Origin of the sequence: Frankia sp. R82 (assembly GCF_023716925.1) — a bacterium.
GTDB lineage: Bacteria > Actinomycetota > Actinomycetes > Frankiales > Frankiaceae > Frankia.
Genome location: NZ_JAMQQG010000281.1, coordinates 12,883 through 25,699, shown reverse-complemented (window position 1 = coordinate 25,699; position 12,817 = coordinate 12,883). Strand labels below are relative to the sequence as shown.

12 protein-coding genes and 1 tRNA gene are annotated in these 12,817 nt (G+C 72.1%); 7 read left to right on the top strand and 6 right to left on the bottom strand.

Annotated elements, in window-relative coordinates; all coding sequences use genetic code 11:
• Nucleotides 1-113: 113 nt before the first annotated feature.
• Nucleotides 114-398, top strand: a complete 285-nt coding sequence (locus tag ND747_RS20595; RefSeq protein WP_251735514.1) for a tyrosine-type recombinase/integrase — start codon at nt 114-116, stop codon at nt 396-398.
• 194 nt (nt 399-592) lie between these two features.
• On the opposite strand, the gene ND747_RS20590 is transcribed toward ND747_RS20595, so the two are convergent.
• Both ND747_RS20590 and ND747_RS20585 read right to left on the bottom strand, forming a co-directional pair.
• Nucleotides 593-665, bottom strand: a tRNA-Ala gene (locus ND747_RS20590).
• A gap of 247 nt (nt 666-912) precedes the next feature.
• A complete protein-coding gene (locus tag ND747_RS20585) occupies nt 913-1,260 on the bottom strand; it encodes a molybdopterin oxidoreductase (protein ID WP_251735512.1) in 348 nt (115 codons plus the stop codon).
• A gap of 258 nt (nt 1,261-1,518) precedes the next feature.
• On the opposite strand from ND747_RS20585, the gene ND747_RS20580 reads away from it, so the two are divergent.
• Nucleotides 1,519-2,460 (top strand): maleylpyruvate isomerase N-terminal domain-containing protein, encoded by a 942-nt coding sequence (locus tag ND747_RS20580; protein WP_251735510.1) that lies wholly within the window; start codon nt 1,519-1,521, stop codon nt 2,458-2,460.
• Between the two features lie 195 nt (nt 2,461-2,655).
• Nucleotides 2,656-3,720: a ParA family protein gene (locus tag ND747_RS20575; RefSeq protein ID WP_251735508.1), complete on the top strand. Its 1,065-nt coding sequence runs from the start codon at nt 2,656-2,658 to the stop codon at nt 3,718-3,720.
• A 51-nt stretch (nt 3,721-3,771) separates the two neighbouring features.
• On the opposite strand, the gene arfB is transcribed toward ND747_RS20575, so the two are convergent.
• The 3 genes from arfB to ND747_RS20560 form a co-directional block, all read right to left on the bottom strand.
• Nucleotides 3,772-4,206, bottom strand: coding sequence for an alternative ribosome rescue aminoacyl-tRNA hydrolase ArfB (gene arfB, locus ND747_RS20570; RefSeq protein WP_251735562.1), 435 nt, complete (start codon nt 4,204-4,206; stop codon nt 3,772-3,774).
• 64 nt (nt 4,207-4,270) lie between these two features.
• Nucleotides 4,271-4,414 (bottom strand): DLW-39 family protein, encoded by a 144-nt coding sequence (locus ND747_RS20565; protein WP_251735507.1) that lies wholly within the window; start codon nt 4,412-4,414, stop codon nt 4,271-4,273.
• A 164-nt stretch (nt 4,415-4,578) separates the two neighbouring features.
• Nucleotides 4,579-5,370 (bottom strand): nuclease-related domain-containing protein, encoded by a 792-nt coding sequence (locus ND747_RS20560; protein WP_251735506.1) that lies wholly within the window; start codon nt 5,368-5,370, stop codon nt 4,579-4,581.
• A 460-nt stretch (nt 5,371-5,830) separates the two neighbouring features.
• On the opposite strand from ND747_RS20560, the gene egtA reads away from it, so the two are divergent.
• The 4 genes from egtA to egtD are packed head-to-tail and all read left to right on the top strand — an operon-like array spanning nt 5,831 to nt 10,673.
• Entirely contained in the window at nt 5,831-7,306 is a 1,476-nt protein-coding gene (gene egtA / locus ND747_RS20555; protein WP_251735504.1) for an ergothioneine biosynthesis glutamate--cysteine ligase EgtA, read from the top strand.
• Nucleotides 7,288-8,664, top strand: a complete 1,377-nt coding sequence (gene egtB, locus ND747_RS20550) for an ergothioneine biosynthesis protein EgtB (RefSeq protein ID WP_374216284.1) — start codon at nt 7,288-7,290, stop codon at nt 8,662-8,664. Before egtA ends, egtB begins: the two co-directional genes overlap by 19 nt.
• A gap of 19 nt (nt 8,665-8,683) precedes the next feature.
• Nucleotides 8,684-9,601, top strand: coding sequence for an ergothioneine biosynthesis protein EgtC (locus ND747_RS20545; protein ID WP_251735502.1), 918 nt, complete (start codon nt 8,684-8,686; stop codon nt 9,599-9,601).
• On the top strand, nt 9,558-10,673 hold the full coding sequence (egtD, locus tag ND747_RS20540) for an L-histidine N(alpha)-methyltransferase (RefSeq protein ID WP_251735500.1): 1,116 nt from the start codon (nt 9,558-9,560) through the stop codon (nt 10,671-10,673). Before ND747_RS20545 ends, egtD begins: the two co-directional genes overlap by 44 nt.
• 93 nt (nt 10,674-10,766) lie before the next feature.
• Here egtD and ilvD read toward each other — a convergent pair whose 3' ends face one another.
• Nucleotides 10,767-12,617 (bottom strand): dihydroxy-acid dehydratase, encoded by a 1,851-nt coding sequence (gene ilvD, locus ND747_RS20535; protein ID WP_251735559.1) that lies wholly within the window; start codon nt 12,615-12,617, stop codon nt 10,767-10,769.
• Nucleotides 12,618-12,817 lie beyond the last annotated feature (200 nt).

Below are 12,817 nucleotides of genomic sequence, written 5' to 3'. Positions count from 1 at the left end.
TCGTCTCGGCCGACCTGGCGACGGGCTCCGGTACGGTCGGCTTGGCCGCCGCGACGAGGCCCCGAACGGACTGGACCGTCTCCGCAGCCGGGAGCCGATCGGCAGCCGTCACCGTGACCAGGTGCGTCCGACGCCGCAGTTCGGGCGCGGCGCTCACCCTCGCGTCAGCGCCGGCCGGGTTCGAACTCCGCAAGAGCGACGAACTCGGCGAGAACCTGCTGTCCTGCCGACGCCTCCACGAGCTTCGCCACGGAAACACGTCGATTCTCCTCGACCAAGGCGTCGACATCACCGTCGTCTCGAAGCGCCTCGGCCACGGGTCGACCACCATCACCGGCACGCTCTACACCGGCCAGCGCGCGGCCCAGACGATGGCCGCCGCGGTACCGCGACAGTAGACGCAACTCGACATGGCCGGGTAGTCACCGGCGCTGCCGCCGCAGCTCCCCGACAACGCCGACCCCGACCGGCTACACAACGATCTTGGAGGACTGCCACGCCATGCCCGGGGGTTTCGGGGGTTGTCCCCCCAGCCAGCATCGCGGCAGGTGGGAAGCTACCCGAAGGGCACCGACCAGCGGAATCCAGCGAGTGGAGACGCGGGGATTTGAACCCCGAACCCCTGCCTTGCAAAGGCAGTGCTCTGCCAATTGAGCTACGCCCCCTCAGCCGCGCCACCCAATCAACCTGCCGTCCCGCAGCGGGACCAGCAGGCGCACCGAGCGGAGCGCTTCTACAGACTACGGCATGCGTCGGGCCTCCGGCCGACGGCCGTCGGCAGCGCTGAGGCGGGTGGCGCAGGGCCAGACTCGGCCAGCAGACCCGCGGCGGCGCGCGGGGCTCGGCCACGTCCGTCGTGCGATGGCACCCGAAGATCAGCGGGGGCCGGAGGCGGGCGGCGGGCGGCGGGGGTCAGAGTTCGACGATGCCCACATCGGCGACGAGGGTGCCGGTCAGGCCGGCGGGGGCGGCCAGCTGCAGTTCGACGCGGGTGGTGGGGGGCAGGTCCTCGATGACGCGCAGGGGGATGTGCACCGAGGCGCGGGCGCCGATCGGGAAGTAGCGCATGGGGGTGCCGTCGCGGTGCAGGATCGCGCAGATCAGCTCGTCGGTGGAGTTGCCGCCGCGGAAGTACAACGGCTGGGCGGTGGTGCCGTCGGGCACGACGTAGGTGAAGGTGGAGCCGAGGGAGAACGGTGCGTTCAGGCCGCGCCCCTCGAACGGGACGATGCCCTGTAGGAAGCGCGCGGTGGTGAACATGTGCCCGCCTCCCACCGCTGCTCTGTGAACGTCGCCATACCCAGGGTAGGCCACGGCGGTGAGCAGCCTGCCGAGGCCGTCGGTCCAGGCCGTCGGTCCAGGCCGTCGGTCCAGGCCGTCGGTCCAGGCCGTCGGGCGGCGGTGTCGGGCGGCGGTGTCGGTGGGGGCCGTTGGTCGGGGGGCGGGGCTGTCCACCGATCGTCCAGGGTTCGGCGTTTTCGCCTGGCATGGCGGGGCGGATGGGTGCACGGTGGTCGTATGGCTGCCCCCACTTCCTTCCGTCCTGACCGCCCCTTCGACGGCCGGCCGTCAGGCACCACGGAACCGGCGAGCCGGACAGATCCAGCGAACCCGGAGTCGAACCAGGAGCTGGAGCCAGACCAGGAGCTGGAGCCGGACTCGGGGCCGGTGCAGGAGTCCGGTGTCGCCGCGGCACTCGCGGCGGCTGGTCCGGGGTCCGGGCCGGCCGGGTCGGGCTATCGGCCCTCCGCCGTCCCGCATGACCTGCTTGCCGGGGTCACGGCGGCGCACCGCCGGCTCGCGGATCTGGTCGCCGGTCTCGACGACACCGCGCTGCGCCGACCCTGCCTGCTGCCGGGGTGGAGCGTCGCGCATCTGCTCACCCATCTGGCCCGTAACGCCGAGAGTCATGCCGGGATGATCGAGGCCGCGTCCGCCGGTGAGGTCAGTGACCAGTATCCGGGCGGTCCGGCGCAGCGCGACGGGGACATCGAGGCCGGTCGCGACGTGCCCGCCACCGTCGCCCGGGTCGCGATCGCCGACGCCGTTGCCCGGCTCGAGCGGGCCTGGGACGCGGTCACCGTCGACGTCTGGCGCACCGGGTTCGGCCGGGTGGGCTCGTACGGTGTCACGTCGCTTGCGGATCTGGTCTTCCTGCGGTGGCGCGAGGTCGAGGTGCACCTGGTCGACCTGGGCCTGACCGATCACGGCGGACCCCGGTGGGCGGATCTCAGCGCTGCCTATGTCGACGCCGAATGGGCCTGGACGGTGCGTGGTCTGCCCGCGCGGGTGCCGCCGGAGTACACCGTGCTGCTGGCACCGGGAGATCGTCCGTCCACCTCGGTGGGACGCGGTGACCAGCTGGTCGTCGTCGACGCCCCCACCGTCCCGACCCTGGTCTGGTTGACGGGCCGCGAGCCCGGTGCCGACGGTTGGCCGCCCCTCGGCCCCTGGCAGTAGGACTCGGCCCCGGGCAGTAGGACCGACGCCGGCGGGTGGACGAGCGGCGCATCGGGTACGCCCCGCGAGCGGGCGGAGCGCGTCAGGCGAGAGAATGCCGGCCGTGTCGGACAACACGGACAACCGGGGTACGGACGGTCGCGATACGGACACCCATCGCGCGGCTCCTCGTCACGGACGCGATCGGCAGACCGCATGATCACGATGGCGCTGTTCAACAACAAGGGGGGCGTCGGCAAGACCACCCTGGCCTACCATCTTGCGCACATGCTGCAGCGGATGGGCCACCGGGTGCTCGCCGTCGATCTTGACCCACAGGCCAACCTCACCGCGCAGTTCCTCGACGAGGACGAGCTGACCATCCTGTGGGGCGAGCCGGAGGACACCGCGTCCTCGGCGCCGAAGCCCTTCGACCTCGACGCGCGCACCCCACGCACGAACCGGCACTCCGGCACGATGGCCAGCGCCATCGGCCCGATCATGGAGGGCGTCGGGGACGTCGACCTGATCACGCCGGTGACGATCGAGGACGGACTGTGGCTGCTGCCGGGGGACGTCGAACTCAGCGTGTTCGAGGATCGGCTGTCCGCCGCCTGGCCGAACAGCTTCCTCGGCAAGGACGTCGCCGCGCTGCGCACCACCACCGCGTTGCACCGGGCGATCGAGAACGGCGCTCGTGCGGTGGGCGCCGAGATCGTGCTGATCGACGTCGGCCCGAACCTCGGCGCGATCAACCGGGCGTCGCTGCTGTCCGCCGACACCGTCCTCATGCCGATCGCCGCCGACCTGTTCTCCCTGCGCGGTCTGCGCAACCTGGGCCCGACCCTGCGGGACTGGCGGTCGACCTGGCAGGGCACCGTGCTGCCGAAGGTGCCCGAGCGGATCGCGGCGCCGCGCGGCCTGATGATGCCGATCGGGTACATCGTCATGCAGCCGCCCACCCGCACCGACCGCCCCGCCAAGTCCCACGACCGCTGGCTCGACCGCATCCCCGAGGTCTTCGCGACCTCGGTGCTGGGCTCGGGCAACCCCGGCGCGCACGACCGTTCCTTCGAGATCGCCACCATGCGCAACTACGCCAACCTGGTCCCGCTCGCCCACGACGCCCGCAAGCCCATGTTCGAGCTGCGCGCCGGCGACGGCGCCCTCGGCGGCACCCAGACCGCCGTCCGCCGCTGCTACTCCGACTTCCGCGACCTCGCCCTCAAGGTCCGCGAACGGCTCGCCTACATCGACCCCACCCTGCGCGTCCCGTCCTGACGCGACGGTTGGGCTGGGACGACCACCGTCCCCTGGGACGGGACCCTGCCGTCAGTCGTTGGGTGGGGCGGAGCGGCGGTCACGCTTGGTGGCGGAGCGGAGCTTCTTGGCCTTCAGCCGCCGTTCGACGGCGCCCCGGGACGGCTTGGTCGAACGACGCGGTCGCGGTGGGCGGGACGTCGCGGTGCGCAGGGCGTCCGCCAGCCGTTCGAGCGCGGCCTCGCGGTTGCGCAGCTGCGAACGGTGCTCGCTGGCGACGACGGTCAACACCCCACCGTGCAGCCGGCCGGCGAGCCGGGCCAGGGCACGTTCGCGGTCCACCGCCGGGATGGACGGCGAGCCGGCGACGTCGAAGGCGAGCTCGACGCGCGAGTCGGAGGTGTTCACCGACTGGCCGCCGGGCCCGGACGAGCGGGAGTACCGCCAGGACAACTCGTCCGCAGGCAACACGAAACCCGGTCGAATCAGAATCTCCCGGGGCAGCATGCTCTCCATGGTGCCCGACCCCGACCCGTCCGTCAGCCGACTTTCGGCTGCCAGTGCAACCAGGTCAGTGGGGGGTGGCCGCGGTGCCGGTCGTGGAGGTGGCCTCGCGCCACAGGTCGATCTCCTCGCCGCGGGAGCGCCGCCGGGCGGCCGTGAGTGCGGCTCCGGCCCCGGCCAGCAGCGCCAGCACTGTCACCTTGCGCGCCATGTCGACTCCCCTCGTCCGGCCTCCGCGCCGCCGACGTCCTCCGGCGGTGGGCGCCGCTGTTCGCGACGTCATCCACGGTATCCCGCCGGCGACGGAAGGCACATCCAGGCGGGAAGATCCGCAGCCGATCCGCAGCCGATCCGCGGCCGATCCGCGGCCGATCCTCAGCGGCGCAACAGGCCGCGCAGGCGGGAACGGGCCGGCCAGGACCGCGGTGGGCTGGTCACCTCGTAGGCGGGAAAGGCGCGTTCGGCGACGTCCACGAGCATCGCGACGTCGATCGGACGCAGGACGACCCCGGCGGAAAGCACGTAGTCGGCGACGCCGGCCGCGGGCAGCAGCAGCACACCGTCGATCAGGGCGAGCCCCGCGGGCACCTCCGCCCGGGCGAACCCGACGACCGGCTGTACCTCGAGCTGCCACCCCGCGGGCAGCTCGCCGAGCAGCTGCGCGGTGGCCTCCTCACCCATCCAGGCAACCAGGCCGAGCATCGCCCGCAGGGGAACCTTGCCGGCCCAGACCCCGGCCGCGTTCTGCCGAACGGGGCCCTCATGGGCATCGGTCTCGATCACCCACGCACCGGACGGACCGATCACCAGATGGTCGATGTTGCTCGCCGAGTCCGCCAGGGCCCGGTCGTGCAGCACCGTGTAGCCGGCGCGGACCAGGCGGTCGAGTGCCCGGGCGGTGCTGCGTTCGGCCTCGGCGTCCTGGCGCCAGGCCTCGATCTCGGGTGGGGTCCGCAGGAACCGCACGGTCGCGACCACCCCGACGACCAGCGCCGCGACGACGCCGAGCTGGGCGGCCACCCCCGTGGGCAGCCCGGCGAGGACACAGAGCACCACCACGACCAGAACCACCGCCGCCGCGATGCCACCCGCGACGACGCACGAACGTCGTCTGTGGTCGGCCCGCTCGGCGGAATACAACTCCCGGCGCCGCAGGTACTCGGCCATGGCCGAACGTCCCGCTGACTGTCGATCGGACACGTCCGCGGTCACCACCTCCCGGCGCCGTCACGACGCCGCTGGGCTCGGCGTTTGTCTCCGGTCCGGAACCGGGCCCGAGCGCGGATAGTTACGCCGCGCAACCGGCTTGCCGGTCCATACCGGTCACCATTTTCATTGAATACACAACTACTGCCGAGTCATAGCTACGAGGCCATTACGACCGGTCGTAGCGACAGGGCGATAGCGACAGGCTCACAGCAGCGGGGTCACAGCAGCGGGGTCAGGGGGTGGAATATGCGTGTGGGAACCACGTTGAACCCACATCTATACCACCCGTCGGCGAGGTCGCCGAGACGACACCACAGGGCCCGCTCGGATAGTCGACGCTGTCGCTGGGGAGAAGACAACCCAGCAACCACCGTCGAGCGCGGCGCCGACGGTCGCCGCACCCCGAAGGAGCCGCAGGATGCCAGGTCACGCGCCACCTCGGGCCACCGGCAACGATGACATCCCACCGCATCACCGCAGCCCGGTCGACTGCGCCGAGCCGCGCAGTGACGAAGTGCTCGACCGTGCCGGGGTTGTCTCCTTTGCCGTCGCCTGTGTGACACCCTCGACCCCGCCGGTCGGCGCGGCTACGTCGACGTCGACGGATGCGATCGAGACGCTGCGGATCGAGACGGTGGGGATCGAGACGGAGTGGTTCGTGGTGGACTGCCGGGCCGTCGAGCGTCCGGTTCCACCCGAGCGGACCGGGCGCGTCCTCGGCGGGGCGGTGCTGCCGGGCGGCAGTCGGCTCACCTTCGAGCCGGGTGGCCAGCTCGAGCTGTCCGGACCACCGGCGCCGCTCCCGCAGGCGTTGGCGGCGACCGCCGCGGACCTGCGGTTCGTCCGCACCGCCCTGGCCCGGGACGGCCTCGCCCTGGTCGGCATGGGCACCGATCCGCTCCGGGCCGGAGTGTGCCAGACCACCGCGTCCCGGTATGTCGCGATGGGAGAGCATTTCCGCGCCGGCGGCATTCCGGCCGGGGAGGCGATGATGTTCTCGACGGCGTCCGTCCAGGTGAACCTGGACCTGGGGGGAACTCCGGCCGACGCCGAGCGGCGCTTTCGGCTTGCCCACACCATCGGACCGGTCCTGACCGCCATGTTCGCCGCCTCCCCCGCCCTCGCCGGGCAGGCCACCGGTTGGCGCTGCACCCGCCAGTCCATCTGGGCCGCCATCGATGCCAGCCGCACCGGCGCCGTGGTGGACGTGAACCTCAGCGCCGACCCGCCCGGCGACGGCGCTCTTGTGGACCCGCGGCCGCGCAACGACCTCGCCGCCCGCTGGGCCCGCTACCTGCTGGCCGCTCCGCTGATGATGACCGCCGTCCCCGGTAAACCGCGTGCGGACGACCCGGCGGCGCGCGAGGATCACTTCGATGCCACCACCACGGGCCACACCTTCGCCGACTGGCTGGACGGACGCGGTCCCGTCGAGCGCGCGCCGACGCTGGACGACCTCAGATATCACGCGACCACGCTGTTCCCCCCGGTCCGTCCGCGGGGGTGGTGGGAGATCCGCTATCTGGACGCACAGCCCGGGGACGGCTGGCTGGTGGCGGTGGCGGTGACCACAGCGCTGCTCACCGACCCGGCCGCCGCCGCCGGTGCGCTGGCGGCCTGCGAACCGGTGGCCCGGCACTGGCCGGCGGCCTCGATGCTCGCGATGGCCGACGCGTCGCTGCAGCGGGCCGGGGCGGAGTGCCTCGCGCTCGCCACCGACGCCCTGCGCCGCGCCGGGTCCTCCGACGAGCTCCTCGGCGCCGTCGAACGGTTCGCCCAGCGGTACACGCTGCGTGGCCGCTGTCCGGCGGACGAGCTGTCCGAGCGGCTGGCCCGGCTCGGTCCGGCCGGTCTGCTACGTGAGGAGGCCCAGGCGTGCGTGACGGTCGCCTGACCCAGGATCCGGGCCTGCAGGACCCCGACCTGCGGACCCGGGTGGCAGCCGGGCTGGAGGCCGCCCGGCGACGTTCTCTCGCCTACACCGACATCGACGACGCCGAGCTCGCCCGCCAGCACTCGCCGTTGATGTCGCCCCTGGTCTGGGATCTGGCGCATGTCGGCAACTACGAGGATCTCTGGCTGGTCCGGGCGCTCGGCGAGACCGCGGCGACCCGTCCGGGCCTGGACGGCATCTACGATGCCTTCCGGCACAGCCGGGCCAGCCGGGCCCAGCTGTCCCTGCTCGGCCCCGACGGCTCCCGGGCCTATCTGCGGGAGGTCCGCGGACGCGCCCTCGACCTGCTCGACCGGCTGGACGCGCCGTCCGGCGGTGGCGGTGACGGTGACGGTGACGGCAATGCCGGGCTGCTGGCCGGAGGCTTCGTCTACGGCATGGTCATCCAGCACGAACATCAGCACGGCGAGACGATGCTGGCCACCCACCAGCTGCGGGCCGGCCCCGCGCTGCTCGCCCCGGGCGCGCCGGCCCCGCCGGGTCGGGCCGTGGCGCACCGCGAGGTCCTTGTGCCGGCAGGCCCGTTCACCTTCGGCACCAGCGACGACCCGTGGGCGTACGACAACGAACGCCCGGCCCACCAGGTGAACCTGCCCGCGTTCTGGATCGACACACTGCCGGTGAGTAACCGCGCCCAGATCGCGTTCATCGAGGCCGGCGGTTATGACGATCGACGCCTGTGGTCGACGGCCGGCTGGCAGTGGCGCGAGCAGGAGGGGCTCACCGCGCCTGCGTTCTGGTGGCGAGACGGCGACACCTGGCTACGCCGCCGGCTCGGCCGGGTCGAACCGGTGCCGCTGGACGAACCGGTGCAGCATGTGTGCTGGTATGAGGCCCAGGCGCATGCCCGCTGGGCCGGGCGGCGACTGCCCACCGAGGCCGAGTGGGAGAAGGCCGCCGCCCACGATCCGGCCACCGGCCGTTCACACCGGTATCCATGGGGTGACACCCCGCCGACGCCGGACCGTGCCAACCTGGGGCATCGCACGAGCGGCCCCGCACCGCTGGGGGCCTATCCGGGCGGGGCGAGTCCGTGCGGAGCCGAGCAGATGATCGGGGACGTGTGGGAGTGGACGGCGAGCGGTTTCACGCCGTACCCGGGTTTCCGTTCCCATCCCTATCGCGAGTACAGCGAGGTCTTCTTTCCGAAAGCGGGGGAGTCGTCCACTTTCCGCGTGCTGCGCGGCGGCAGCTGGGCGACGGGGGCACCGGCCTGCCGGACCACCTTCCGCAACTGGGACTACCCGATCCGGCGCCAGATCTTCGCCGGCTTCCGGCTGGCCCGCGACGCCGACTGACGACCCGAGGGAGCCGACGGTGTGCCGTCATCTCGCCTGGATCGGTGCTCCCCGCACCCTTGCCGAGCTCACGATGGCGCGGCCGTTCGGCCTGCTGCGCCAGTCCTGGGCTCCGCGGCGGATGCGGCACGGCACGATCAACGCCGACGGCTACGGCGTCGGCTGGTACGCCCCACGGCTGCGCCCCGGTCCGGCTCGCCTGCGCCGGGCGGTTCCCCTGTGGACGGACGCCTCCTACGCGTCGATGGCCGGCGTGATCACCTCGGGCTGCGTACTGGCGGCCGTGCGCAGTGCGAGCGTCGGCATGCCGGTCGAGGAGTCCGCGACCGCCCCGTTCACCGACGGCACCCGGCTGCTGAGTCACAACGGCCGGGTGGACGCCGCCGCCGTCCGGGCCCTGCTCGCGCAGCATCCCGAGGCTCCTGCACCTGACTCGACCTGCGACTCGGCGCTGCTGGCCGCTCTGGTCTGGGCTGAGGCCACCCGGCTGCCGCTGGCCGACGCCGTCGCCCGCGTCGTCACCGCCCTTGGGGACGCCGCCCTCGCCGACCCCCGCCCCGGTGCCCTGCGCCCCTGGGCCGGCGACTGGACCACCCCGCCCGCGCCGGCGTCCGGCGGATCAACCGCACCCGGTCGGTCGCCGACAGCCCGCCTCAATCTGCTGGTCACCGATGGAAACCAGCTCGTTGCCACCGCCTGGGGGGAGACGCTCGTCTATCGGAGCGAAGCGGACGGCGTCCTCGTCGCGAGTGAGCCCGACGACGACGGGGCAGGGTGGATCGAGGTTCCCGACCGCCACCTTGTGGTGGCCGACACGCACAAAGTCACTCTTCGTAGCTTGACCTGCGAGGATGACTACTGTGGGTTGCACACTGTCGATGGAGGACGTCACGATGACACCGAGCACTCCGACGACCGTCCCCGCGGGGACGGCTGAGCCCGTGGACTCGCCCACCACTGTTCCACGTGAATCCACCGGCCCGCGTGAATCCGGCCCGCGTGAATCCCCCGCGGAACCCGGTCTGACCGTGCAGCGCCACGTCCGCGAAGGCGATCGCGCCGTCGCCCTGTCCCAGGACGTGCGCGCCGGGCTGGCCGCGCCGCCGCGTGCCCTGCCGCCGAAGTGGTTCTACGATGCCCGGGGCGGCATGCTCTTCGACGAAATCACCCGGCTACCGGAGTACTACCCCACGCGATGTGAACGGGCGATTCTCGAGCTGCATGCGGCCGACATCGCGGCCGTCAGTCCGGCGGACACCCTCATCGAACTCGGCTCGGGCAGTTCGGTGAAGACCCGCCTGCTGTTGGACGCGCTGCGCGGCGCGGGCACGCTGCGCCGGTTCGTCCCCTTCGACGTCGACGAGACCTCGCTGATCAGTGCCGGTAAGGCAATCATCGCCGACTATCCGGGACTGGACGTACAGGCGGTGGTCGGTGACTTCGAGCGGCACCTGGCGCAGCTGCCCACCGGTGGACGCCGGATGATCGCTTTTCTCGGCGGAACCATCGGCAACCTGCGCCCGGCGGCACGTCAGGAGTTCCTGACGACGCTGCGCGGACAGTCAGGTCCCGGGGACGCGTTGCTGATCGGCACGGACCTGGTCAAGGACCCGGATCGACTGGTGGCCGCCTACGACGACGGCGCCGGTGTGACCGCCGCGTTCAACCGCAACATCCTCACGGTGATCAACCGGGAGCTCGGCGCGGACTTCGACGTCCGCGGCTTCGCCCACATCGCGCGGTGGAACGCGGCGGACTCGTGGATCGAGATGCGGCTACGCGCCGTGCGCGACCAGCGGGTCACCATCGACGCACTGGACCTGCACGTCGACTTCGCCCGGGGCGAGGACGTGCTGACCGAGATCAGCGCCAAGTTCGTCCCGGACAGCATCGACGCCGAGCTGAACCAGGCCGGCTGGGCGTGCGCGGCCCGCTGGACCGACCCCGACGGCGACTTCGCTGTCACCCTCGCCATCCCGGCCGCACTGCCCACAGCCGTCCCGGTCTGACCAGCCGCCCCGGTTTGGTCTGACCGGGACGACCGCCGCGTCCGAGCCCGCCGGTGTCCGCGCGCCCGCCGCCCGGCGGGCCGGCCACGCGGCTCAGCCGAGCAGGGACACGTCGCGCGCGGCTCCGGTCGACGCGGACGTGGCCATCGCCGCGTAGGCACGCAGCGCCGCGGAGACCGGACGCTGGCGGTCCACCGGCCGGTAGCCGCCGGCGGCCTCCTGCTCGGCCCGCCGCCGGGCCAGTTCCTCGTCCGACACCAGCAGTTCCAGGCGCCGGGCCGGGATGTCGATGTCGATGAGGTCGCCGTCGCGGACCAGCGCGATCGTGCCACCATGGGCCGCCTCCGGGGAGACGTGCCCGATCGACAGACCCGAGCTGCCCCCGGAGAACCGCCCGTCCGTGACCAGTGCGCACTTCGGGCCGAGGCCACGCCCCTTCAGGAACGCCGTCGGGTACAGCATCTCCTGCATGCCCGGGCCGCCCCGCGGGCCCTCGTACCGGACGATGATCACATCGCCGGCCTGGACCCGCTTGGTCAGGATCGCGTCGACCGCGTCCTCCTGGCTTTCGACGACCAGGGCCGGGCCGCGGAACGTCCACTGGCTCTCGTCCACCCCGGCGGTCTTCACGACGGCGCCGTCGACGGCGAGGTTGCCGAACAGCACCGCGAGGCCGCCCTCGGCGGAATAGGCGTGCTCGACCGAGCGGATGCAGCCGTTCTCGGCGTCGGTGTCGAGGGACTCCCAGCGGTTCGTCGAGCTGAACGGTTCGATCGTGCGCACCCCACCGGGCGCGGCGTGGAACAGCTCGATCGCGTCCGGCAACGGGTTGGGCCCGCGGACGTCCCAGCGGTCAAGAAACTCGCGCAGGCTCGCCGCGTGCACCGAGTGGGTGGAGGCGTCGAGCAGGCCGGCCCGGTCAAGTTCACCGAGGATGGCCGGAATCCCGCCGGCGCGGTGCACATCCTCCATGTGGTAGCGGGCGGAGCTCGGCGCCACCTTGGCCAGGCACGGCACGGTACGGGAGATCTCGTCGATGTCGGCGAGCGTCACGTCGACGCCGCCCTCGACCGCGGCGGCAAGCAGGTGCAGCACCGTGTTCGTCGACCCGCCCATCGCCACGTCCACCGCGAAGGCGTTGCGAAACGCCGCCGCGGAGGCGATCGAGCGGGGCAGGACGGCCTCGTCGTCCTTCTCGTAGTAGCGCCGGGCCAGATCGACGACGACCCGCCCGGCCTCGAGGAACAGCTCGCGGCGGGCCGCGGAGGTGGCGAGCGTCGACCCGTTGCCCGGCAGTGACAGCCCGATCGCCTCGGTCAGACAGTTCATCGAGTTCGCGGTGAACATGCCCGAACACGACCCGCAGGTCGGGCAGGCCGAACGTTCGATCGACGACAGGTCGCTGTCGGAGACGTCCGGATTCACTGCCGCCGACATCGCCGTGACCAGGTCGAGCTTGGCGCGGGCCGTGCCGCCGGAGATCACCGCGTTGCCGGACTCCATCGCCCCGCCGGAGACGAACACCGTGGGAATGTTGAGCCGCATCGCCGCGAGCAGCATCCCGGGCGTGATCTTGTCGCAGTTGGAGATACAGACCAGCGCGTCCGCGCAGTGCGCGTTCACCATGTACTCGACGCTGTCCGCGATGAGCTCCCGGGACGGCAGCGAGTACAGCATGCCGCCGTGCCCCATGGCGATCCCGTCGTCCACGGCGATCGTGTTGAACTCGCGGGCCACCCCGCCGGACTCCGCCACCGCACCGGCCACCAGCTGGCCGAGGTGACGCAGGTGCACATGGCCGGGGACGAACTCGGTGAAGCTGTTCGCCACCGCGATAATCGGCTTGCCGAAGTCGTCGTCGGTCATGCCCGTGGCCCGCCACAGGGCGCGGGCACCAGCCATGTTGCGGCCGTGCGTGGTCGTTCGGGAACGCAGTGCAGGCATCTCGACCTCGGGCATCACATCGGCAACGGACATCACCCCGACCGACACCGACCACGGCCGGGACCGCCGGCCACCGGCCGCGGAGGCGGCGGATCCGCCAGAACGGCGGATCCGCCAGAACGGCGGGTCCGCAACGGCCGCGGGCGCGGTCATGGGTGATGACTCGACGGTACGCCACATGGCAGACGCGACGATGCAAC